Annotated in this window: 21 protein-coding genes; 11 read left to right on the top strand and 10 right to left on the bottom strand. The window is 65.6% G+C overall.

Annotated elements, in window-relative coordinates:
- Window positions 1-12 precede the first annotated feature (12 nt).
- Window positions 13-579 (bottom strand): TetR/AcrR family transcriptional regulator, encoded by a 567-nt coding sequence (locus ACIBW7_RS00185; protein WP_397042611.1) that lies wholly within the window; start codon window positions 577-579, stop codon window positions 13-15.
- 74 nt (window positions 580-653) lie between these two features.
- On the opposite strand from ACIBW7_RS00185, the gene ACIBW7_RS00180 reads away from it, so the two are divergent.
- Together ACIBW7_RS00180 and ACIBW7_RS00175 are read left to right on the top strand one after the other, a co-directional pair.
- Window positions 654-1,853 carry an FAD-dependent monooxygenase gene (locus ACIBW7_RS00180; RefSeq protein ID WP_397042609.1) on the top strand — a complete coding sequence of 400 codons (1,200 nt, stop codon included), beginning with the start codon at window positions 654-656 and terminating at the stop codon, window positions 1,851-1,853.
- Window positions 1,854-1,913: 60 nt separating this feature from the next.
- The gene (locus ACIBW7_RS00175; RefSeq protein WP_397042607.1) at window positions 1,914-2,555 is read left to right on the top strand and encodes an endonuclease; all 642 of its coding nucleotides are present in this window, start codon (window positions 1,914-1,916) and stop codon (window positions 2,553-2,555) included.
- 3 nt (window positions 2,556-2,558) lie between these two features.
- Here the strand turns inward: ACIBW7_RS00175 and ACIBW7_RS00170 are convergent, their stop codons facing one another.
- On the bottom strand, window positions 2,559-2,831 hold the full coding sequence (locus tag ACIBW7_RS00170; protein ID WP_397042605.1) for a helix-turn-helix domain-containing protein: 273 nt from the start codon (window positions 2,829-2,831) through the stop codon (window positions 2,559-2,561).
- Window positions 2,832-3,020: 189 nt separating this feature from the next.
- On the opposite strand from ACIBW7_RS00170, the gene ACIBW7_RS00165 reads away from it, so the two are divergent.
- The gene (locus ACIBW7_RS00165; protein WP_397042604.1) at window positions 3,021-3,509 is read left to right on the top strand and encodes an NUDIX domain-containing protein; all 489 of its coding nucleotides are present in this window, start codon (window positions 3,021-3,023) and stop codon (window positions 3,507-3,509) included.
- A 3-nt stretch (window positions 3,510-3,512) separates the two neighbouring features.
- Here ACIBW7_RS00165 and ACIBW7_RS00160 read toward each other — a convergent pair whose 3' ends face one another.
- Complete coding sequence (locus tag ACIBW7_RS00160; RefSeq protein WP_397042602.1) at window positions 3,513-4,673, bottom strand: zinc-binding dehydrogenase; 1,161 nt, start codon at window positions 4,671-4,673, stop codon at window positions 3,513-3,515.
- Between the two features lie 94 nt (window positions 4,674-4,767).
- Window positions 4,768-5,217 (bottom strand): winged helix-turn-helix transcriptional regulator, encoded by a 450-nt coding sequence (locus ACIBW7_RS00155; RefSeq protein WP_397042600.1) that lies wholly within the window; start codon window positions 5,215-5,217, stop codon window positions 4,768-4,770.
- Between the two features lie 87 nt (window positions 5,218-5,304).
- Here ACIBW7_RS00155 and ACIBW7_RS00150 point away from each other — a divergent pair, with 87 nt between their 5' ends.
- The gene (locus ACIBW7_RS00150) at window positions 5,305-6,759 is read left to right on the top strand and encodes an MFS transporter (RefSeq protein ID WP_397042599.1); all 1,455 of its coding nucleotides are present in this window, start codon (window positions 5,305-5,307) and stop codon (window positions 6,757-6,759) included.
- A gap of 87 nt (window positions 6,760-6,846) precedes the next feature.
- Here ACIBW7_RS00150 and ACIBW7_RS00145 read toward each other — a convergent pair whose 3' ends face one another.
- Window positions 6,847-7,140 carry a hypothetical protein gene (locus tag ACIBW7_RS00145; protein ID WP_397042597.1) on the bottom strand — a complete coding sequence of 98 codons (294 nt, stop codon included), beginning with the start codon at window positions 7,138-7,140 and terminating at the stop codon, window positions 6,847-6,849.
- 1 nt (window position 7,141) lies between these two features.
- A complete protein-coding gene (locus tag ACIBW7_RS00140; RefSeq protein ID WP_397042595.1) occupies window positions 7,142-8,845 on the bottom strand; it encodes an MFS transporter in 1,704 nt (567 codons plus the stop codon).
- A gap of 116 nt (window positions 8,846-8,961) precedes the next feature.
- Here ACIBW7_RS00140 and ACIBW7_RS00135 point away from each other — a divergent pair, with 116 nt between their 5' ends.
- Window positions 8,962-9,447: a MarR family winged helix-turn-helix transcriptional regulator gene (locus tag ACIBW7_RS00135; protein WP_397042593.1), complete on the top strand. Its 486-nt coding sequence runs from the start codon at window positions 8,962-8,964 to the stop codon at window positions 9,445-9,447.
- Window positions 9,448-9,449: 2 nt separating this feature from the next.
- Here ACIBW7_RS00135 and ACIBW7_RS00130 read toward each other — a convergent pair whose 3' ends face one another.
- The gene (locus tag ACIBW7_RS00130) at window positions 9,450-11,060 is read right to left on the bottom strand and encodes an FAD-binding oxidoreductase (RefSeq protein ID WP_397042590.1); all 1,611 of its coding nucleotides are present in this window, start codon (window positions 11,058-11,060) and stop codon (window positions 9,450-9,452) included.
- 505 nt (window positions 11,061-11,565) lie between these two features.
- Between ACIBW7_RS00130 and dnaK the strand changes: the two genes are divergently transcribed.
- From dnaK to ACIBW7_RS00100, 6 genes are all read left to right on the top strand, one after another.
- Window positions 11,566-13,413, top strand: a complete 1,848-nt coding sequence (gene dnaK, locus ACIBW7_RS00125) for a molecular chaperone DnaK (protein WP_397042589.1) — start codon at window positions 11,566-11,568, stop codon at window positions 13,411-13,413.
- Complete coding sequence (grpE, locus tag ACIBW7_RS00120) at window positions 13,410-14,063, top strand: nucleotide exchange factor GrpE (protein ID WP_397042587.1); 654 nt, start codon at window positions 13,410-13,412, stop codon at window positions 14,061-14,063. Before dnaK ends, grpE begins: the two co-directional genes overlap by 4 nt.
- A 24-nt stretch (window positions 14,064-14,087) precedes the next feature.
- Window positions 14,088-15,251: a molecular chaperone DnaJ gene (gene dnaJ, locus ACIBW7_RS00115; protein WP_397042586.1), complete on the top strand. Its 1,164-nt coding sequence runs from the start codon at window positions 14,088-14,090 to the stop codon at window positions 15,249-15,251.
- Window positions 15,251-15,652, top strand: a complete 402-nt coding sequence (locus ACIBW7_RS00110) for a heat shock protein transcriptional repressor HspR (protein WP_397042584.1) — start codon at window positions 15,251-15,253, stop codon at window positions 15,650-15,652. The genes dnaJ and ACIBW7_RS00110 overlap by 1 nt, the downstream gene beginning before the upstream one ends.
- A 654-nt stretch (window positions 15,653-16,306) precedes the next feature.
- A complete protein-coding gene (locus ACIBW7_RS00105; RefSeq protein ID WP_397042583.1) occupies window positions 16,307-17,476 on the top strand; it encodes an FAD-binding oxidoreductase in 1,170 nt (389 codons plus the stop codon).
- A gap of 299 nt (window positions 17,477-17,775) precedes the next feature.
- A complete protein-coding gene (locus ACIBW7_RS00100) occupies window positions 17,776-18,165 on the top strand; it encodes a hypothetical protein (RefSeq protein WP_397042581.1) in 390 nt (129 codons plus the stop codon).
- A gap of 31 nt (window positions 18,166-18,196) precedes the next feature.
- On the opposite strand, the gene ACIBW7_RS00095 is transcribed toward ACIBW7_RS00100, so the two are convergent.
- From ACIBW7_RS00095 to ACIBW7_RS00085, 3 genes are all read right to left on the bottom strand, one after another.
- On the bottom strand, window positions 18,197-18,973 hold the full coding sequence (locus ACIBW7_RS00095) for an FAD-binding oxidoreductase (protein ID WP_357467330.1): 777 nt from the start codon (window positions 18,971-18,973) through the stop codon (window positions 18,197-18,199).
- Window positions 18,974-18,981: 8 nt separating this feature from the next.
- Window positions 18,982-20,139 carry an FAD-binding oxidoreductase gene (locus ACIBW7_RS00090; protein WP_397042578.1) on the bottom strand — a complete coding sequence of 386 codons (1,158 nt, stop codon included), beginning with the start codon at window positions 20,137-20,139 and terminating at the stop codon, window positions 18,982-18,984.
- A 207-nt stretch (window positions 20,140-20,346) separates the two neighbouring features.
- Complete coding sequence (locus tag ACIBW7_RS00085; protein ID WP_397042577.1) at window positions 20,347-21,246, bottom strand: LLM class flavin-dependent oxidoreductase; 900 nt, start codon at window positions 21,244-21,246, stop codon at window positions 20,347-20,349.

The raw sequence follows: 21,246 nt of genomic DNA, 5'->3' as shown, positions 1-21,246 counted from the left end.
AGGCAATAGCGGTCAACCGGTGATCCGGCGCAAGGCCTCGGCCAGCTCCTTGCCGGAGGGCGCATGGTCCGGATCGATCAGCACCTGGGCGGCCAACCCCGTCAGCAGCGCCTGGTAGAAGGACCCGATGGCGCGCCCGCTCGCGGTATCGGATTCGTCGATGCCCTCGAAGAGCCGGGCCAGGCCACGGCGGGCCTCGTCGAGACCGGCCGCCAGCTGTTCGCGGGTCGCCTCGTCCTGCCCGGCTTGGGCGAGGATGTCGAAGGTGGCCGACCAAAGTCCGCGATGGTCGGCGATCGAGTCGAGCACCGCGGTCCAGTTCGCCTCGAAACGTTGCAGCGCAGTCGAATTCGGCTCCGCCGCCGCGCTCAGGGTGCGTTCGAGTTCGTCGCCCCACTCCCGATTCGCCTCGGCCAGTGCCGCATTGAGCAGCGCCTCCTTGGAGCCGAAGTGGTAGCCGATGGCGGCCATGCTGACCCCGCCCGCGGCATTCGAAATGTCCCGCACGGTGGTGCGCGTATAGCCCTTCTCGAACAGGCAGCGGCGCGCGCCCGCCAGCAGATCCTCGCGATTTCCCATGGCCAGCATGCTAGCGCAATCGCCTTAGGCGTTCGTCTTGCGCAATCGCCTAAGACAAATGTACAGTTCTCGGCATGAACGAGAACCGCACCGTCCTCATCTCCGGAGCGAGCATTGCCGGACCGGCACTGGCCTTCTGGCTGCATCGCTACGGATTCACCCCGACGATCGTCGAGCGCGCATCGCGACTGCGCGAGGGCGGTCAGGCCATCGACGTGCTCGGCACCGCAACGGAGGTCGTGCGCCGGATGGGCCTGCTCGAGCGGGTGCACGAGCTGAGCACCGGCAAGCGCGGCACCTCCTACGTCGACGCCGCGGGCAAGGTGAAGGCCGATATCAGCAGCGAGGTCTTCAATGGTGTAGGAGCCAACGGCGACGCCGAGATTCAGCGCGGTGACCTGTCCCGTGTGCTCTACGAGGCCACCGAGGACAACGTCGAGTACATCTTCGGCGACTCGATAACCGAACTCGCCCAGGATGATTCGGGCGTTCACATCGGTTTCGCCAATGCCGAACCCCGCACCTTCGACCTGGTGATCGGCGCCGACGGCGTGCACTCCAACACCCGCAAACTGGTCTTCGGCCAGGAATCGGACTTCCTCCGCCATATGGGCTACTACATCGCCATTTACACCACCCCCAACCTGCTCGAACTCGATCGCTGGGAGCTGGACTACAACACCCCCGGCACCATCGCGGGCAGCTACAGCGCACGTCAGAACAGCGAAGCGAAAGCGGTATTCGCATTCGAATCCGAGCAACTCGACTACGACTACCGGGATATCGAACAGCAGAAAAAGATCCTCGCCGACCGGTTCGCGGGTCAGGGCTGGGAGGTGCCGAAACTGCTCGCACATCTCGACGCCGCCGACGATTTCTATTTCGACGCCATGGCACAGATCCACATGGACGAATGGTCGAAGGGGCGCGTCGCGCTGGTCGGCGATGCGGGCTACTGCGCCTCACCGCTCTCCGGTCAGGGCGCGGATCTGTCGCTGGTCGGCGCCTATATCCTGGCCGGTGAGCTCGCCGCCGCAGGTGGTGATCACACCGTCGCCTTCGCCCGCTATCGCGCGGAAATGCTGCCGATGGTGCGGGCCTGTCAGACCTTCGCCGAGGGCGTCGGCAAATGGTATGCGCCGCCGAGCAATTCGATGATCCGCATGCGCAATCTCAATGTCCGTCTGTTGCCGTACCTGCCGTGGCGGGGTCTGATCGGCGGTGCGCCGCAGAAGGTCGCCCGCACGGTCGCCGCGAAAGATTACGCAGCGTAGTCCCGGGTGTGGACCCGCGACCCCTGGGTACGTCCCGGATATCGAACCCAGGAGCATGCGATGACTCAAAAAGATGTGGTGAACGCTTTGCTGGACCGGGCCGGTACCGGCTATGCGGCCGAGGCCGGTATCACCCTGGCCGATAAACCCGCTCCGCTGTTCCAACTGCTCATGCTCGCCGAATTGCTCAGCACCCGGATCTCCGCCGATATCGCCGTCGCCGCTGCCAAGGAACTGGTGCGCACCGGATATCGCACCCCGAACCGGGTCGCGGACGCGGACTGGCAGGAACTCGTCGACGCACTCGGGCGCGCCCATTACAAGCGCTACGACGAAAGTACGGCCTCACGCTTGGGCGCCAACGCGTCTCGCGTGCTCGACCGCTATGGCGGTGATCTGCGCAAACTCGCCGACGAAGCCGAGCACGAGCCGACCCGCGCCGCCGAACTGCTGCAACAGTTCCAGGGCATCGGCCCGACCGGCAGCGATATCTTCCTGCGTGAAGTCCAGGACATCTGGACCTGGGCCCGACCGCATTTCGACGAACGCGCGCTGCGCGGCGCCGAACGCGTCCGACTTCCGAAGGATCCGGACCGCCTGGCCGATCTGGCCCCCGAAAACCACACCGCCGACCTGGCCGCCGCATTGGTGCGTGTCGCACTGGACCGCGAGATCGCCGATCAGGTGCTCGCCGCCACCTGAGGATCAGGTGATCAGCACCTGTACCCGCAGACCGGCCGCGGCGATCATATTGACCAGCGCGTCCAGGCTGAACAGCTGCGTTCGGCCGCCCAGCAGATCGGAGATCCGCGCGGCGGTCACGCCTAGGTGCTCAGCGGCGGCGTCCGGACTCCAGCCCTCGGCCGCGATCCGGTCGGTCAGTTCGAATATCAACTGCGACCGCAGCCGCATGTTCTCGACGTCGCCTCGGATGTCGTCGATCGCATCCCACACGATGTCGAAGATCTTCTCGGCCATGCTTAGCCCACCTTCTCGAGCTGTTCGAGGACGTATGTGCGCTGCTGGTGTACAAGTGGAGAGACCGTGCCCATCGTCGCAGCAGGTGCGGTCAAACGGCGGCAACTCCGCCGAACCCGCGTATTTCCGGACCCGGCGAGGGAAGGTCGTGAGGTGATGTCGGACCGTGACGCGCAACCATTCGCCCAGGTGAGACTGGCTGTGGGAGCTTTGTTCGTGCGCGGCGAGGACGTGCTGCTTGTCCATTCGGTCGATCGGTGTGATTGGGACATTCCGGGCGGCATTGTCGGGCCCGGCGAATCGCCCGCAGCGGCCTGTCGCCGTGCGATCGGCGAAGAACTCGGCCTCGACCGCCCGCCGCAGCGACTGCTCGTGCACGACTGGACGCGCAAACCCGCCGGCGACGAGATCCGCTACATCTTCGACTGCGGGGAACTCGGCGACGAATCGGCCATCCAACTGCGGGAAAGTGAACTGGACAGCTCGCAGTTGGTCCGCGTCGATACCGTGGACACCCTCGTCGGACCCGAGTCGGCCCGCCGCATCTGGCAGGGTTTCCGTGCCCGCATGGAGGGCCATGCCGTCTACCTCGAACACGGCGAACCCGCGCTCCGGTACCCGGACACCGCGCCCTCGTGGCTCGATCGGCAACCCGACCGCGACCGGCACCTCGGCTGAGCGTCAGGGTGTCGTCGCAGTACTGACCGGGTCGATCAGGATCTTCGCGTGCTGTTCCGGATCGGCCAACGCGGAGAACGCATTATCGATACCGTCCAGCCCGACGGTGCCGGTGATCAAGCGAGCCGGGTCGACCTTGCCGTCGGCGATCATGTGCAGTGTGTCGCGGAATTCTCCCGGGTCGTAGCCGAAGGCGAAGCGAAGTTCGATTTCCTTATTGATGGCCATCGCCGGTTGGAAGCGGTCGGTCTCCATGCAGACGCCGACCACGACCACGCGCGACAGCGGCGGCGCGGCCGCGATGATCTGATCGATAATGCCCGGCACACCAACGCATTCGAAAATGACCGGACCCGCCGGACCCGCATTGAGCGAGTGCGCCAGCCGGAAGACATACCACCACGGCAGATTCGGGACCCGGCGCAGGCGTTCCATGGTGTCGAAACCGAGGCTGAGAATGTCGGTGACACCATTGATCCGCCCGCGCTTCGGCGTTGCCTCCCACGGTGATTCGGTCGCGGGATCGACGACGATATCGGCACCGCAGCCGACCGCGAGTTCGCGGCGGCGCGGTGAGAAATCGCTGGCGACAATTGTGCGCACGCCCGCCGCCTTCAACATGCTGATAACGGCCAAACCGATAGGGCCGCAGCCGATTACGAATGCCGTCTGGCCCTTGCCGACCCGCCCCTTGCGTACCGCGTGCCAGGCGACGGCCATCGGTTCGGTCAGTGCGGCATGTTCGGCCGAAAGCCCGTTCGGGATCGGCATTGTCATGGATTCCTGCACAACCACCTGCTCGGCATAGGCACCGGGCGCGGCCGTGGATAGGCCGGTCAGCTGGGGTGCGCCGTCGTGGCGCACGATCGGTAGGGCAACCACCGGCGTACCCGCCCGCCAGCGTTTGCGGCAGCCCGGTCCGTAATCGACTATCTCACCGCTGAATTCGTGTCCGAGTACCACGCTCTGATCCGACCGCATGAATTGGTCGTATCCGGTGCGTGTGGCCAGCTCGGCCATCTCGTCGGCATGGGTGCGGGCGTGCAGATCGGACCCGCAGATGCCGCATCGCGACACGTTGATCAGCACCTGCCCGCGTCCGGGTGTCGGTGTCGGCAACTCCTCCACCGAGAACTTGGTATTGGTGACGACGGTGGCCCTCATAGACGACTCCTCGGATCGGCGGCGGCGAAAGCCTCCCCTCTGCCGCCACCCTACTGCCGCGCTAGTCGGGCACAGCGGAAATCGTGCGACTGGATCAGACAGTCGCGGCTGAGTGGGCTTCGGCTTCGTGGGCTCGACGATCGTAAGAATTACGGGCCGTGGCGATTTCGTTCTGATGACTTTCGGTCCACGCCACCAGCGCCTTGATGGTGGTGTGCAGACTCGCGCCGAGTGGGGTCAGGGCGTAATCCACGCGAGGCGGAACGGTCGGATAGACCGTCCGCTCGACCAGTCCGTCGCGCTCCAGATGTCGCAGCGTGCGGGTGAGCATGCGCTGGCTCACGCCGTCGATCTTGCGCTTGAGTTCGGTGAACCGCAGGCTGCGCTGGTCGAGCAGCGCGATGACCAGCAGTGACCATTTATCGGCTATGCGGTCCAGGATCTGGCGGACCTCGCAGTCGACTCGGGTGTCCCACTGGAGAACGTCGTAGTCCTCCTCGGTATCCCCGCAGTGACCGAGTGACTTCGAAGTGCCGTCTTCCATGGTCATCGATTCTGCCGAAGACTCGACGTCGGTATCAATAGGGAACCGACCTCACCATCGGTAACCATGTCTAGTGGGAGTCATGCGATGTCGAAATCGAGACCCGCGGTGGTCTTCACCGAGATGTCCGGCCGGGCCTGGGCGGTGCTCGCGGTGCTGTGCGGCGCGATCTTCCTGGAGGGCATCGACGTCGCGATGCTGAATGTCGCGTTGCCGTCGATCCGGGCCGATCTCGGCCTGTCCACCGGCATGCTGAGCGGGGTCGTCTCCGCGTATGTACTGGGCTACGGCGGGTTCATGCTGCTCGGTGGCCGGGCCGCCGATCTGTTGGGGCGGCGGCGGATGTTTCTGCTCTGGCTGACGGTATTCCTGCTGTTCAGCGGATTGGGCGGGTTGGCGACCGCGGGCTGGATGCTGTTGACGGCCCGCTTCGTCACCGGTGTCGCCGCGGCCTTCATGGCCCCGGCCGGCTTGTCGTTGATCACGACCAACTTCGCCGAGGGACCGGCGCGCAACAAGGCGCTGCTGGTCTACGCGGGCATCGCGGCGGGCGGGTTCTCCCTCGGCATGGTGGTCGGCGGGTTGCTCACCGCACTCGGTTGGCGGTGGGTGTTCTTCGCGCCGGTCCTGTTTTCCGGGCTGATCCTGGTGGCGGCGTTCGTGCTGGTGCGGGATGCCACTGTGCCCGAGGGGGTTTCCGGCGGATTCGATCTGCCGGGTGCGTTCAGCGTGACGGGTTCGATGCTGCTGCTCGTCTATGGCGTTGTGCGGCTGGAACATCCGAGCGACGGTGTGGTGCTGACAGTTGCGGTTTTCGGTGCGGGTCTACTGTTGCTCGCGTACTTCGTGTGGAACGAACGTCGCTCGGCCAGCCCGCTGGTCCGGCTCGATATCCTGCGGTCGGGAACGCTGGTGCGTACCAACGTGATCGCGCTGCTGTTCGTCGGATCGTTCGCGGGCTTCCAGTTCTCGGCGACCCTGTACTTCCAGGAACTGCGCGGTTGGTCGACTGTGCAGACCGGCCTGGCCATGGCGGTGATCGGGGTCGACGCGGTGCTCGCACCGATGCTTACTCCGCGCCTGGTGGACCGATTCGGCAATGCCCGGGTGGTTTTCGGCGGCGTACTGCTCGCGGTACTTGCCTACGCTATGTTCCTGCCGACCGACCTGGACCGAACCTACGCCGCGATGTTCCCGGCGATGCTGCTACTCGGCGTGGCCTTCGCACTCGTCTACGGACCGCTGACCATCGCGGGCACCGAGGGAATCGCTGAACAGGATCAGGGCCTGGCCGGCGGTCTGCTGTACACCGCCTTCCAGTTCGGCTTCGCGCTCGGCATCTCGGCCGTCACCGCGGTGAACGTTGCGGCGATCGCGGCCGGTGATTCCGAAATCGACGCCCTGCGAACCGCATTGATCGTTCCGGTCCTCACTGCCGCGCTCGCGGGCGCAGTCGCCGCATTCGGCCTCCGCCGCATCGCGCCATCCGATCGGGGTCTCGCCTCCGATGAGCTCGAGAACGTGAAGGTGGTCTCGAAATGACGACCACAACCACATCATTCGACGACATCGGCCGTCGATGAGAATGGCGGTTCCCGCATCGAGCCGGGAACCGCCATCTCGATCCTACTAACGCTGCAGCGTCGGAATGACCACGTCGTTCAGGTACTCCTCGATACCGCGTCCGCCGCGCTCGGCCTCGTGCACACTGACGTGCTGCTCGGCCGCCTTCTGCTTCAGTGCGGCACGCGAATCGGGTTCCACCCCACCGCCGATGATCAGATCGGTGATCTCGCCGGTATCGAGTACGCGCAACGCATCGGCGTCGGCGATGGTGCCCACGGCTGCAAAACCATTGGCGCGCAACAACTTGGTCGCGGTGTCCACAATCTCCGGGCCACGGCCGATAGCAAGTACTTTCATCTCACACTCCTGTCGGTACCAGTTCCAAAGGATCATCGATTTCATGGTGCTCGAGTCGTGCGTTCTTGGGCAGCACCAGAAAACCGAGGCACATGACGGCCAGCAGGCCGATCCCGTACCACAGCGTGTAGCGGAAGGTATTGGCGAAATTCACCGCGTTGGCGTGTTCACCCGCATCGGTGAGCACCTGTGCCACAGCGTAATTGCCCGTATCCGAGCGCTGGCAACTGGCCGGGACGGCGGTCGGGTCGACCTGTGCCGACCGATCGCGGACGCAGGCAAGGAAATTCGTGAGAATCTCCTCCTGCGCCGGCTCCGGAAGACCGATCGTGCTCAGTTCGGTGCGTACCTGCGGCGAGACCGCCTCGACTCCGCGCGTCGAATCATGGTCCAGCTGACCGAAGAACACCACGCCGACCAATGCGACACCGAGTGCGGTGCCGAGCTGCTGTCCGGTATTGAGCAGTCCGGAAGCCGCCCCCGCCTCGCGTGCGGGCACCTGACCGAGCAGCAGGTCGATGGTCGGCGCGACCACCATGCCGAATCCGACACCGGTGACGATCAGCGGAATCACCATCTGCCATGACGCGATCGACGCACCGTAATGTGCGGCCAGCCACCCGTACAGCGCGAATCCACCGGCATTCACCAGACCGCCGGCGACCAGCACGATACGCCCGAACCGCGGCGCGAGCGCACTCACCGAAACCCCCGCCCCGATGCCCGCGCCGACCGCGAAGAAGACTGCCGTGAGTCCGGCCCGCATCGCCGACCAGCCCAGTCCGGCCTGCATGAACAGCGTCCAGATCAGGAAGAACCCGCCGAGCCCGATCCAGAACAGCAGCCAACTCGCGAGGCCGACGGTGAACGGGCGGGACCGGAACAGCTCCAGATCGATCAGCGGGGATCCGACGGTCCGCGCTCGTCGCCGCTCGAAGACGACGAATGCGCCGAAGACCACCGCGGCGCTCGCCATCATGACGAAAGTCCATGCGGGCCAACCCAATCGGCGGCCCTCGGTGAGCGGATAGGTCAGCAGCAGCACCGCGGAGATCGCCAGCACCATGCCGATGGGATCCAGTCGCGGCGTGGCTGCCGAGCGCGAATCCCGCATGACGATGGTCGCGGCGATCAGCGCCGCGATCCCGACCGGCAGATTGACCAGGAAGATCGGCCGCCATTCCAGATCGAACAGATTCCATTGCACCAGCAGTCCGCCGAGTGACAGGCCGACCGCGGAGGCCGAGCCGCCGACGCCGCTGTAGATCGCGATCGCCTTGGCGCGCTCTTCCTGCGGGAAGGTGGCCCGGATGATGGCGAGGATCTGCGGCACCATCAGTGCGGCCATCGCGCCCTGGACGAACCGGGAGGTGATCAGCATGGTCGGATCCGAGCTGAAGCCGCACGCGGCGGACGCCAGCGTGAATCCGGTCATGCCGATCAGGAAGATCCGCTTGCGGCCGTAGATATCGCCGAGCCGGCCGCCGGTGATGAGCACCGCGGCGAAGGCGAGCACATAAGCCGCGATGATCCATTCGATCTGCGAATACTGGGCGCCCAGATCGGTCTGAATGCTCGGCACCGCGACATTGACGATGGTGACGTCGAGTAGATCCATGAATCCCGCGGCCAGCACGACCGCGAAGGCGATCCAGCGGCGCGGGTCGAGTGGCGCGTCTGCGCCCGGAGAGATGTCGGTATCCACGAGAAGGCTCTTTTCGAATCGGTGGAGTAGGGCGACACCTCAAACTATGCACCTGAAGTGATTATCAATCAAGTGTGCAATCACTAAGAGTGCATTGATCGGGGTATGCTTGGTGCGTGACCGATCCGACCTTCGTGCCGCTGTCCGAGCACCCTGCCTTTCTGCTCGGTCAGCTCGGGTTCCATGTCGCGCAGCGCTTCACCGACCTGCTCGCGCCACTCGGCATCGGCCCGCGCCACTACGGCACGCTGCGAATATTGAGCGCCAATGACGGTCAGTCCCAGCAGCAGCTGTGCGAGGCGCAGCGGATCCATCGCAATGTGATGGTCGGGCTGGTGGACGAACTGGAGAAGCGCGGACTCGTCGAGCGACGCAAACATCCGACCGACCGGCGCGCACACGCGGTGTATCTACTCCCCGCGGCGCACGAGCTGCTCACCCGGGCCGAGGCGATCGTGACCGGATTGGACGCGGACGTTACGGCGGCGCTCGAACCCGACGAGCGCGCCACCCTGGTCGACCTCCTGCAGCGCACCGCGGCGGCGAACGGACTGATCCCGGGCATTCACCCGGGCCTGGCCCGCCCAGCGGACAAGTGCTGAGCTCAGATCAGCACGCCGGGATTGAGGATTCCGGCCGGATCCAGCGCGGATTTGGCCGCCCGTAACGCATTCGCGAACGGGTCGGGGCGCTGGCGGTCGTACCAGGGGCGATGGTCTCGGCCCACCGCGTGATGGTGGGTGATGGTCCCGCCCGCGGCCGAGAGTGCCTCGGAGACAGCGGCTTTGATGTCATCCCACTGCGCGAGCGTACTACCCCAGCGACCGGCGGCGTAGATTCCGAAGTACGGTGCCGGGCCGTCCGGATACACATGGGTGAAGCGGCAGGTCACCACGCCGGCGGCGCCGACCGACCGGATGGCGGCGTTCGCGGCCTCGGTCACCGCATCCTTCAGATTGTCGAATTTGTCCCAGGTGCAGGCGGTTTCGAAGGTTTCGGTGATCATCGACCGGGCCGCGAGGGCGTCGCGTTGATAGGGCATCCGCAGGAAGGACGAACGCCAGGTATCAGCCGCGCCCGAACCTCCTCGGTGCTCGGTCGATTCGGTGTAGCGCGCGGGTTCGGGAAGAGTGCCGCCGTGGTCGGCGGTCAGCTCGAGCGCGCGTTCCATCCAGGTGCGCGTGGGGTGATCGGCGGATTCGAATCCCAGCACCAGCACACCGCCGCTCGTCGCGGCACCGGCATTGAGAAATGCCTCGGCCGGATCGAGCAGCCGGCAATTGGTCGGGTAGAGGCCGGACTGTGCGATGGCCCTGGTCGCCGCCACGGCTTGGGCGTAGTCGTCGAAGTGCGCGGAAGCCGTTGCGCGCCAACGCGGCCGGTCCTGCAAGCGCATCCAGGCCTCGGTGATTATCCCGAGTGCCCCCTCGGATCCGAGGAACATCCGGTCCGGTGACGGCCCCGCCCCCGATCCGGGCAGCCGACTCGATTCGCTTGTGCCCGTCGGGGTTACCACTCGCATCGACTCGACCAGGTCATCGATATGGGTGTACAGCGTCGCGAAATGTCCACCGGCCCTGGTGGCCAGCCAGCCGCCGAGCGTCGAGAATTCGAACGACTGCGGAAAATGCCGCAGCGTCAGGTTCGCGCCGCGCAGTTGATCCTCCAGCGCCGGACCGAAGACTCCGGCCTGAATTCGGGCCGCCCGGCTGGTGCGATCGATCTCGAGCACCCGATCGAGCCGACCGAGGTCCAGACTGATCGCCCCCGCGAATTCGGTCGATCGAGCGGGCAACCTCGGCTCGACCCCGCCGACCACGGAAGTTCCACCCCCGAACGGGATTACCGCGATATTCGCCCCGGCGGCCCAGTCGAGCACGTCGACGATCTCGCCCTCCGTCCTCGGCCGGACGATCAGATCCGGCACATTGCGCACCTCGCCGCGCAGATTGCGCACCACATCGCGAAATGCCTGACCGTGCGCGTGCGCCGCCCGATCGGCCGGATCCGTCGAAACCAGTTCGGCGAGCGAATCCGGCGCGCTCACCCGCGGTTCGGGCAGCCGGAGCGATTCGACCGACGGCGGTTCGTGTGGTGTGAGATCCGCACCGGGCAGAATCGCCGCGACCCGCGCCGTCAGTGCTTCCCCCTCCGCGCCGACGACCGCGTCCTCGACATTGCCCCAGCCCCACCAGGACCGCGTCTTCGTCGGCACATCCACTCCTTTCGGCGGATCGACGGCGATCGACACCGGCCGTCGCCGCTATCCTCGTGGACCGCCGGATCCCCAGGCAACCCCGCTTCAGAGGTATCCGTCCGCCCCGGGGCGGGACGGAATCGGGCCGGTTCGCCGTGGTCGCCGGTGGATCACAAGTGGTCAACGATTCTGGCTCGGGCCCTCGGGCCTGACAAGAATGGCGGGCGAGGACCCCTTCTTCCTGCATCGGGGAATAGAACCGCGTGGGCCGCCGGTTGAGCTGATCGACAGTGTTGAGTGTGTTCGGCTCAAGTTTCAGTTGACGCCCGGTGTCGAATGGGTGCAGGATTGAGCCGACCACGCTCAGCGTTGCTGGGACCGTGCTCCGTGAGGTGCTTGGGGCGAGGTCTCGCGGCACCCGACCCGGTTGACCCGGGCGGATGTCGCAGAGCGGGTAGATCGCCCGAAAACCGCGATTACCCAGCACCGACACAAGAAGTTACGTCAACTAGGAGGAACCACCATGGCTCGTGCGGTCGGAATCGACCTCGGGACCACGAACTCGGTCGTCGCCGTTCTCGAAGGCGGCGAGCCGGTCGTCGTCGCGAACTCTGAAGGATCGCGCACTACCCCATCGATCGTCGCGTTCGCCAAGAACGGAGAGGTTCTGACGGGTCAGCCCGCCAAGAACCAGGCGGTCACCAACGTCGACCGCACCATCCGCTCGGTCAAGCGCCACATCGGCACCGATTGGTCGGTGGCCATCGACGACAAGAAGTACACCGCGCAGGAGATCAGCGCGCGCGTGCTGATGAAGCTGAAGCGTGACGCCGAGTCCTACCTGGGCGAGGAGATCACCGACGCGGTCATCACCGTGCCCGCCTACTTCGAGGACTCGCAGCGCCAGGCCACCAAGGAGGCCGGTCAGATCGCCGGTCTGAACGTGCTGCGCATCGTCAACGAGCCCACCGCGGCCGCACTCGCGTACGGCCTGGACAAGGGCGACAAGGAACAGACCATCCTGGTCTTCGACCTCGGTGGCGGCACCTTCGACGTCTCGCTGCTGGAAATCGGCGAGGGCGTCGTCGAGGTCCGTGCCACCTCCGGCGACAACCACCTCGGTGGTGACGACTGGGACGAGCGCGTCGTCAGCTGGCTGGTCGACAAGTTCAAGGCCAGTGCGGGCATCGACCTGACCAAGGACAAGATGGCCATGCAGCGCCTGCGTGAGGCGGCTGAGAAGGCCAAGATCGAGCTGAGCTCCTCGCAGAGCACCTCGATCAATCTGCCCTACATCACCGTCGACGCCGACAAGAACCCGCTGTTCCTCGACGAGCAGCTGACCCGCGCCGAATTCCAGAAGATCACCTCGGACCTGCTCGACCGCACCCGCGCGCCGTTCCAGTCCGTGATCAAGGACGCAGGCATCAATGTCGCCGATATCGACCACGTCGTGCTCGTCGGTGGCTCGACCCGTATGCCCGCCGTCTCGGACCTGGTCCGCGAGCTGACCGGCGGCAAGGAGCCCAACAAGGGCGTGAACCCGGACGAGGTCGTCGCCGTCGGCGCCGCACTGCAGGCCGGTGTGCTCAAGGGCGAGGTCAAGGACGTCCTGCTGCTCGATGTCACCCCGCTGTCGCTGGGTATCGAGACCAAGGGCGGTGTGATGACCAAGCTCATCGAGCGCAACACCACCATCCCGACCAAGCGCTCGGAGACCTTCACCACGGCCGATGACAACCAGCCGTCGGTGCAGATCCAGGTGTTCCAGGGTGAGCGCGAGATCGCCTCGCACAACAAGCTGCTCGGTTCCTTCGAGCTGACCGGCATCCCGCCGGCCCCGCGCGGTGTGCCGCAGATCGAGGTCACCTTCGACATCGACGCCAACGGCATCGTGCACGTGACCGCGAAGGACAAGGGCACCGGCAAGGAGAACACGATCAAGATCCAGGACGGCTCCGGCCTGTCCAAGGAGGAGATCGACCGGATGGTCAAGGACGCCGAGGCGCACGCCGCCGAGGACAAGGCCCGCCGCGAGGAGGCCGAGACCCGCAACCAGGCCGAGTCGCTGGTGCACCAGACCGAGAAGTTCATCAAGGAGAACGAGGACAAGGTCCCCGCGGACGTCAAGACCAAGGTCGAGGCGGCCATCGCCGAGGCCAACGAGGCGCTCAAGGGCACCGATATCGCGGCCGTGAAGTCCGCGGTGGAGAAGCTCGCGACCGAGTCGCAGGCGCTGGGTCAGGCGATCTACGAGGCATCGGCCGCCGACCAGGCCGCGTCCGGCAACGGCGCGTCGAGCTCCGCAAGCGATGACCAGGTCGTGGATGCCGAGGTCGTTGACGAGCCGGTCGACACGGAGAAGAAGTGAGCGAGGGAAACTCCGAACAGGAGCCGATCACCTTCGTCGACAATCGCAAGATCGATCCGGAGACAGGTGAAATCCGGGAGCCGGCGGCGGAACACCCCGCCGCCGGGCCCGGTCCCGAAGCCGGGAACGGCACCGAACCCGTCATCGGTTCGGATGAAGGCGCCGAGATCCTGGCCGAGGCCATCACCAAGGAACTGGCCGAGCGCACCGCCGACTTGCAGCGGCTGACCGCCGAATATGCCAACTACCGGCGTCGGGTCGAGCGGGACCGCCAGGCCACCATCGATGCGGCCAAGGCGGCCGTGGTCTCCGAATTGCTCGGTGTACTCGACGATCTCGATCGTGCGCGGGCGCACGGCGATCTCGATGCCGGACCGCTCAAGTCGGTCGCGGATAAGCTCGCCGACGCGCTGCACAAGCAGGGTCTGCAGGAATTCGGTACGGAGGGTGAGCCGTTCGACCCGACCCTGCACGAAGCCGTGCAGCACGAGGGCTCCGGACACGATCCGGTGATCGGCCTTGTCATGCGCAAGGGCTATCGGTTCGGCGATCGAGTGCTTCGGCACGCGCTCGTCGGGGTAACCGATGGCGTGGCCGATCTGGTCGAAGAAGAGGCATCGGATGCTGATGCCAATGCGAACAACCAATAGGAACCCGAGAGGAGGAGATGCCCGGTGAGCCAACGGGAGTGGATCGAAAAGGATTTCTACAAGGAGCTGGGTGTCTCCTCCAGTGCCTCGCAGGACGAGATCAAGAAGGCGTACCGCAAGCTCGCCCGTGACCTGCATCCGGATGCCAATCCCGGCGATACCAAGGCCGAGGAGCGGTTCAAATCCGTCAGCGAGGCGCATGCCGTGCTGTCGGATTCGGCCAAGCGCAAGGAATACGACGAGACCCGAAAGCTGTTCGCCGGTGGCGGATACGGGCGCGGTGGCTTCACTCCCGGTGCGGGCGGCGGCTTCTCGCAGGACTTCAATATCGGGGACATCTTCGGCCAGGCGAATGCCGGCGACGGTGGCCTCGGTGACCTGCTCGGCGGCCTGTTCAACCGGGGCGGCACGCGCACCGCGAGCCGTCCGCGCCGCGGCGCCGATGTGGAGACCGAGACGACTCTCGGCTTCCGCGAGGCCGCACAGGGTGTCACGGTTCCGCTGCGGATGACGAGTCCGTCGCCGTGTACGACCTGTCACGGCAGTGGCGCCAAGCCCGGGACCAGTCCGCGAGTCTGCCCCGTCTGCAATGGCAACGGCGTGATCAGCCGCAACCAGGGCGCGTTCGGCTTCAGCGAGCCGTGCGACGAATGCCGTGGCAGCGGTTCGATCATCGACGATCCGTGCGTCGACTGCCGCGGCAGCGGCATCCAGAATCGGACCCGCACCATCACGGTGCGGATTCCCCCTGGTGTCAGCGATGGGCAGAAGATCCGGCTGGCCGGCCAGGGCGAAGCCGGACTGCGCGGTGCGCCCTCGGGTGATCTCTATGTGACCGTGCACGTCAGCCAGGACAAGGTCTTCGGCCGCAACGGCGACGACCTGACCCTGGTGCTGCCGGTCAGCTACAGTGAATTGGTGCTGGGCACAACGGTTTCCGTGCCCACGCTGGAAGGGCGCGTCGGTGTCAAGGTGCCTCCGGGTACCGCGGACGGTCGCATCCTGCGGGTGCGCGGTCGTGGCGTGCCCAAGCGCGGCCCCGGCGGCGGGGCGGGCGATCTGCTCGTCACCGTCAAGGTGGCCGTGCCGCAGAAGCTGGACGACAATGCCGCCGAGGCGCTCAAGCGCTACGCGGAGGCGGAGAAGACCAGCGGGTTCGATCCACGTGCGGGATGGGCAGGTGCGTGATGTCCGATAATCCGAAGCAGGCATCCAGCGGGGCGTCGCGGGCGGAGTTCTTCATGATCTCCGTGGCAGCCCAGTTGGCGGGTATGCACGCGCAGACACTGCGCACGTATGACCGCCTCGGACTGGTTACGCCGCAACGGACTTCGGGTGGCGGTCGACGTTATTCGGCACGGGACGTCGAACTGCTCCGCGAGGTGCAGCGGCTATCCCAGGACGAGGGCGTCAACCTGGCGGGCATCAAGCGCATCATCGAACTCACCAATCAGGTCGAGGAACTGCAACAGCGCGTCGCCGAGATGTCGGCCGAGCTGGATCGGCTGCGCGCGGGGTATCGCCCCGATCTCGCGCCGCCGCAACGCAGTACCGCACTGGTGGTGTGGAAACCGCGCCATAGGCGCTGATAAGCGCGGCAGGCTCCGGGATTCGGTTTCGACCGAGCCCGGAGCCTTTTGTCATTTCGTGCCGATAAGTGAATGCGTTATGTCGCAGCGCCGAATCTGGTTGTGCACCCGGATATCCGCTGGCAGTGCTCGAGCAAACTCCGGAACCGGGTTTCATTACCCGACAACCGGTTCAGCCGCTCGTGGGTTTCGGCATGCGGTTCGGAAGGGTTGCCAACGATGTGCCGAGCTGTGAAGTTTGCTGTGGCCCTTGCCGCGGCAAACAATGCGCCGGAGCGTGCCGCGGATCCCGTCGGTCGCCAGATCGGCCGACGCCTGCGGTTTGCTCGAGCCGGATGAGCGGTCCCGGATCGCGGATTGCCGCACGATCGCTCCGAGATCCCGATTGGGATGAATCTTGCAAAGCGGGCCTTCCGAATTCGGTGAATATATGACTGATTTCGCCGTTGTGTTCGTTCTTTCGGTTTGTTTTCAAGGGTTTTCGTGGTGCGGATCCTCGTTTCGAGGGAATTACATTCGTGATGTTTATGCGACTGATTCCGAAGCTGGCAAACCTCGCCTACACTCGTTCGCATCGGCTGCTGTCGAGTGTCCCGCAGCACTTCACTCGCCGGCACGGGTTTGTGTTCGAGTGCAAAAGGGGTTGTGACACAAATGGACTCGCGGACCGTCGCTTTGATAAGAACAACGTTCAAGGCGGTTGCTGCGGAGGAGGGGGGTCCGGCCAAGCTAGCCAGTTCGTTCTACGCAATTCTGTTCACGGACTATCCCGCCGTACGGGATTTCTTCCCCGCAGCGATGGATTCCCAGCGTGACAGATTGGTCAAGGCCATCTCCTATGCGCTGGATCGGCTCGAGGAGCCGAATAAGTTATTGCCATTCCTCGCCCAACTCGGGCGCGATCACCGCAAGTACGGGGTACAGGCCGCGCATTACACCGCCGTGGCGACCTCGTTGAAGTCCGCGATGCGGATCTTCGCGGGCACCGAGATGTGGACCGACGAGGTCGACCGGGCCTGGGACGAGGGCTTGAAGATCATCGGCGACACCATGATCGGCGCGGCCGAACAGGAATCGGCGCCGCCGGTCTGGAGCGGGACCGTCGTCGAGCGCCGCGAGGTACTGCGCAATCTCGCCGTGGTGCGGCTGCAATTGAATCAGCCGATGCAGTACGCCGCGGGCCAGTACATCAGCGTGCAGATCCCGGCCCGGCCGCGTATGTGGCGCTATCTGTCCCCCGCGGTGCCCGCGAATGCGGACGGGGAGATCGAATTCCACATCCGCGGGGTGCTCGGCGGCTGGGTCAGTCCGGCCATTGTCGGCCACACCAACATCGGTGACCAGTGGCTGCTCGGTTCACCGCTCGGCGGACTCGGCGTGCCGCGCAATGTGAAACGCAAAATGCTGATGGTCGGCTGCGGTACCGGCATCGCACCCCTGCGCGCCCAGCTCATGGCGATGGCACAGCGGCGCGTCAATCCACGGGTGCACCTGTTCGTCGGCGGCCACCACCCGTGTGACCTCTACGATCTGGAGATCCTGAGCCAACTGGCCACCGCCAATAAATGGCTCACCGTCACGCCGGTCTCCGAGAGCGATGAAAACCCTTGGTGGTACCTGGACTCCGGCGAATCGGAGCACACCTGGCCGGGGCTGGAAGCCCGGATGACCGGCCAGATCGGCAAGGTCGTCGCCAGCTACGGCTCCTGGTCCGACCGGGATGTGCAGATCGTCGGATCACCCTCGATGGTGCAGACCACCAAGTTCCGTCTCATGGCAGCAGGTACGCAGACCAAGAACATCCGCCACGATCCGCTTTTCTGAGTTGTTGGCCGCGGCTCCGCCGCGGCGTGTTCGCGGCCCCCTGTGTCTCGCGTCCGAGTCGTCGAGACTCGCGACTTCGTGGCCATCGCGAAGACCAAAACGACGCCCTAACGGCCGCGCACCGGGCGGGTGTAAGACTCGCTTCGTTGGGGTCGCTGATGGCGGATCGTTCGGCGCCTGATGGGTACGTGCCAGGCGGGCGGGGCCCCGTGCCTGCGTCGTCGCATGCGCTTCGACGGCTCGGACGCGAGACGGGCCGCGAACGGTCGCTCGTAAGACTCGCTCTGTGGTGGTCGCTGGTGGTGGATCGTTCGGCCGCCGATGTGCACGTGCCGGATGGTCGAGTCGTGCGTGTGCGGCGCGTGCGCTTCGATGGCGCGGATGCGAGAGGGGGTGTGAACGGGTCGCTTGTAAGACTCGCTCTGTGGTGGTCGCTGGTGGTGGATCGTTCGGCCGCCGATGTGCACGCGCCGGATGGTCGAGTCGTGCGTGTGCGGCGCATGCGCTTCGATGGCGCGGACGCGAGAGGGGGCGTGAACGGGTCGCTTGTAAGACTCGCTCTGTGGTGGTCGCTGGTGGTGGATCGTTCGGCCGCCGATGTGCACGCGCCGGACGGTCGAGTCCCGCGCCTGCGGCGCGTGCGCTTCGACGACTCGGACGCGAGACGGGCCGTGAACGGTCGCTCGTGAGACTCACTCCGCGTGGGGTCGAGTTCGCTGGTTACAGTCCTTCGAATTGTATTGCGGCAGCGGGAGTTCCGGTTTCGACGAGCCGGTCCAATGTCACTCGGACCATATTGGGCGAACCGCAGACCAGCACCTGATGGTGGTCGAATGCGCCGTGTGAACCGACGACATCGGCGAGCGTGCCGAAGAGCATATCGTCGAGCGGGAAGCCGATATCCACGCGCGACTGCTCGTACCATTCGTCGACCCAGCCGGGATCCTCCGGGCCCTCGATCACGGGAATCACCGTGAGCCAAGGCAATTCGTTCGCCAGCAGGAACAGCATGTCATCGGCGTAGAGGTCGCGCGGGGAGCGCCCGCCGACGAACAGGTAGGTGGGCGGCGGATCCTCGTGGCGGGCGAGGTCGAGAATCTGGGAGCGCATCGGGGCCAGCCCGGTGCCGCCCGCGATCATCACCACCTCGTCGCCGTACGGATCCACGGCGAGAGTGCCGAGGGGAGCGCTGATCTGCCATTCGTCGCCCAGTTGGGTGTCGGCCACGATACTGCCGCTGCACCAGCCGCCCGGCACCGTGCGCACGTGGAATTCCAGCTTGCCGTCCAGCGACGGCGGCAGCGCGGGGGAGAGCCGACGGCGCATCCCCGGATGCTGCGGCACCCGGACCTCGACCGACTGTCCGGCGAGAAACGGGACGTACTCACCGATCAGACGGATAACCGCGATGTCGTGGCGCAGCCGGTGGTGACCGACGACGGTCGACTTCCATTCGGGCGCCGCACCGTTGCCGTGCGGGCTCGGATCAATTGTCATCACTTCTCTCAAACGGGATCTGAGCTGATTACCGACTCGGGGGTGCCCACCGCCATCAGGGCGCGGCGGGTGTCGGCGATCATGCGGGCCGAACCGGCGATCTGGATCTGCCGGTCGGCCCATGAGCCGAAGCTGGCGACGACCGCGCCCAGATTTCCGATCAGGCGGCGGTGCATGCCGTACGGCTCGTCCTGCGGTGGATGCGGGTACCACCACGGGTTGGTCTTCTGTTCGCAGACCGGGACCACGGTGAGCCACGGATTGCTCTGCGAGAGCTGCCACATATTCTCCACGTCGTACAGATCGCAGGGGTAGCGGCCGCCGATGAAGAAGTGCACGCGCGGATTGATGCCGCGCTGACCCATCTCGATCAGCTGCGCGCGCAGCGGGGCGATGCCGGTGCCGGCACCGATCAGCAGCACGTCACGGCCACTGTCGCGATCGATGTGCAGACCACCGAGCGGACCCGCGATCATCCACCGATCGCCGACCCTGGTCTCGTTGACGATCGCCGGGCTCACCCAACCACCGCGGATCTTGCGCACGTGGAATTCGATCTCGCCGTAGGGATTCGCGGGAATCGCGGGCGAGAGGTAGCGCCACATCTTGGGGCGCTGGGGGAGCGAGATCGGTACGTACTGTCCGGCCTGATACGGAATCGGGCTGTCGGTCTGCAGCCGCACGATGGCCAAGTCTTCGAGCACCCGGCGATGGCCGACCACGGTCGCATCCCAGTACGGCTGCGATTTATCGGAATTGGCGCCGATGGCCATGGAGGCGGAGATGAGGATGGTGATATCGCGCCAGCCCTCCTCGAGCGCGCGATTCCACATCGGACCGTTGAAGACCCGGAAGGCGGCCAGCAGCGCCCGCCCCGCGATGTCGTAGTGCGCGGCGATGACACCGTACTTGCGGTGATCGCGCGCCAATTGTTCCAGGAACTTCTGGGCCCGCCCCCAGTCCTCGAGATTGTCGAGCACGTAATGGATGGCGGTCACCACCCGCTTCGCCTGCATCTCCATCGCGGGCGGGAACAATTCCCGCAGCTGCGGCTTCTCCGCAAACAGGTGACCATAAAACGCGCTGATCAACCGCTCGGGTCCGTTCGGTGAGTCGATCACCGATCGGAAGTTGGCGCGGACCAGCGCTGCCGAACGCGCATCCACGACGTGGAGCTTCCTTTCCCTCAAAATCTGCCCAGGGACATGTCCGTAACCGGCGGTCCTCCGCCGACAAGTATCCCTGAAAATCACATGGTCGTGTGGGTATGCCCGATCACGTCCGCGCTCACGGTAATCCGTGGGCAAATCGGGGCTGCTCTGGGCCGGACATGCAGGATATCGCGACCTTGCTCGCTCCGGGTTACCGGCGGGTCAACGCGTGACGTTCGCGCGCACCGCGGGCGCGACCAATTCGGCATAGCGATGTACCTGGTCGACGGGGTCGCCCTCGGTCGGCCAGAAGATGAAGCCGTCGATGCGCTGGTCACGATGCAGTGCGGACAGATCGTCCACCCAGCGCTCGGGTGGGCCCTCCAGGAAGCCGTAGTCCGTGCCGTCGGCGGTGATGGTGCCGGACAGGTTGTAGACCCGGCGGATGGCGCGCGGGTCGCGGTGCGCCGCCGCGGCGGCGTCGTCGATGCGCTTACCCGCCTCGGTCAGGAATTCGGGCGGGGCCCAGGCCGCCGAGGGCAGCCAGCCGTCGGCGCGCTGTCCGGTCAGAGCGAGCATGCGCGGCCCCTTCGCGCCGAGCCAGATGCCGGGATCGTGTTGCGGCTGCGGGCCGGGATGGGCTCCGGCGAGCAGGTGGTAGGTGCCGGGCACCCGGACCGAACGCTCGTCGCTCCACATGGCCCGGATGACCGCGATGCCCTCGGCCAGCGCCTGGACCGATTCACCCGCGCTCAGGTGGTAACCGCCCATGGCGGCGATGGCGGCCCAGAACGCGCCGGCGCCGAGACCGAGATGGATCCGGCCGCCGGTCATGATGTCGAGGGAGGCAACGGATTTGGCGAGTACGGCCGGATTGCGTAGGGGCAGGTTGGCGACATCGGGGAAGAAGGTGAGTCGCTCGGTCCGCATGGCCAGGCCGGTGATCAGGGTCCAGGTGTCGAGGAAACGTCGCTGGTAGGGATGGTCCTGGACGCCGATCAGGTCGAGTCCGGCTCCTTCGGCATATGTCGTCAGCTCGGTGAGCTGCTGGTAGTTATCGGCCTCTGGAATCAGGAAGAGGCCGAATTCGGGTGGGCGTGAGCCCTTTTTGCGCGCGCTCAC

The sequence above is a fragment of the Nocardia sp. NPDC049526 genome (assembly GCF_044465765.1).
Classification (GTDB): domain Bacteria; phylum Actinomycetota; class Actinomycetes; order Mycobacteriales; family Mycobacteriaceae; genus Nocardia.
This window is presented reverse-complemented; position numbering and strand designations above follow the sequence as displayed.

Coding starts and splice junctions, on each gene's coding strand:
- ACIBW7_RS00185 (WP_397042611.1), bottom strand. CDS start 579: ATGGGAAATCGCGAGGATCTGCTGGCGGGCGCGCGCCGCTGCCTGTTC.
- ACIBW7_RS00180 (WP_397042609.1), top strand. CDS start 654: ATGAACGAGAACCGCACCGTCCTCATCTCCGGAGCGAGCATTGCCGGA.
- ACIBW7_RS00175 (WP_397042607.1), top strand. CDS start 1,914: ATGACTCAAAAAGATGTGGTGAACGCTTTGCTGGACCGGGCCGGTACC.
- ACIBW7_RS00170 (WP_397042605.1), bottom strand. CDS start 2,831: ATGGCCGAGAAGATCTTCGACATCGTGTGGGATGCGATCGACGACATC.
- ACIBW7_RS00160 (WP_397042602.1), bottom strand. CDS start 4,673: ATGAGGGCCACCGTCGTCACCAATACCAAGTTCTCGGTGGAGGAGTTG.
- ACIBW7_RS00155 (WP_397042600.1), bottom strand. CDS start 5,217: ATGGAAGACGGCACTTCGAAGTCACTCGGTCACTGCGGGGATACCGAG.
- ACIBW7_RS00150 (WP_397042599.1), top strand. CDS start 5,305: ATGTCGAAATCGAGACCCGCGGTGGTCTTCACCGAGATGTCCGGCCGG.
- ACIBW7_RS00145 (WP_397042597.1), bottom strand. CDS start 7,140: ATGAAAGTACTTGCTATCGGCCGTGGCCCGGAGATTGTGGACACCGCG.
- dnaK (WP_397042589.1), top strand. CDS start 11,566: ATGGCTCGTGCGGTCGGAATCGACCTCGGGACCACGAACTCGGTCGTC.
- ACIBW7_RS00110 (WP_397042584.1), top strand. CDS start 15,251: ATGTCCGATAATCCGAAGCAGGCATCCAGCGGGGCGTCGCGGGCGGAG.
- ACIBW7_RS00105 (WP_397042583.1), top strand. CDS start 16,307: ATGGACTCGCGGACCGTCGCTTTGATAAGAACAACGTTCAAGGCGGTT.
- ACIBW7_RS00095 (WP_357467330.1), bottom strand. CDS start 18,973: ATGACAATTGATCCGAGCCCGCACGGCAACGGTGCGGCGCCCGAATGG.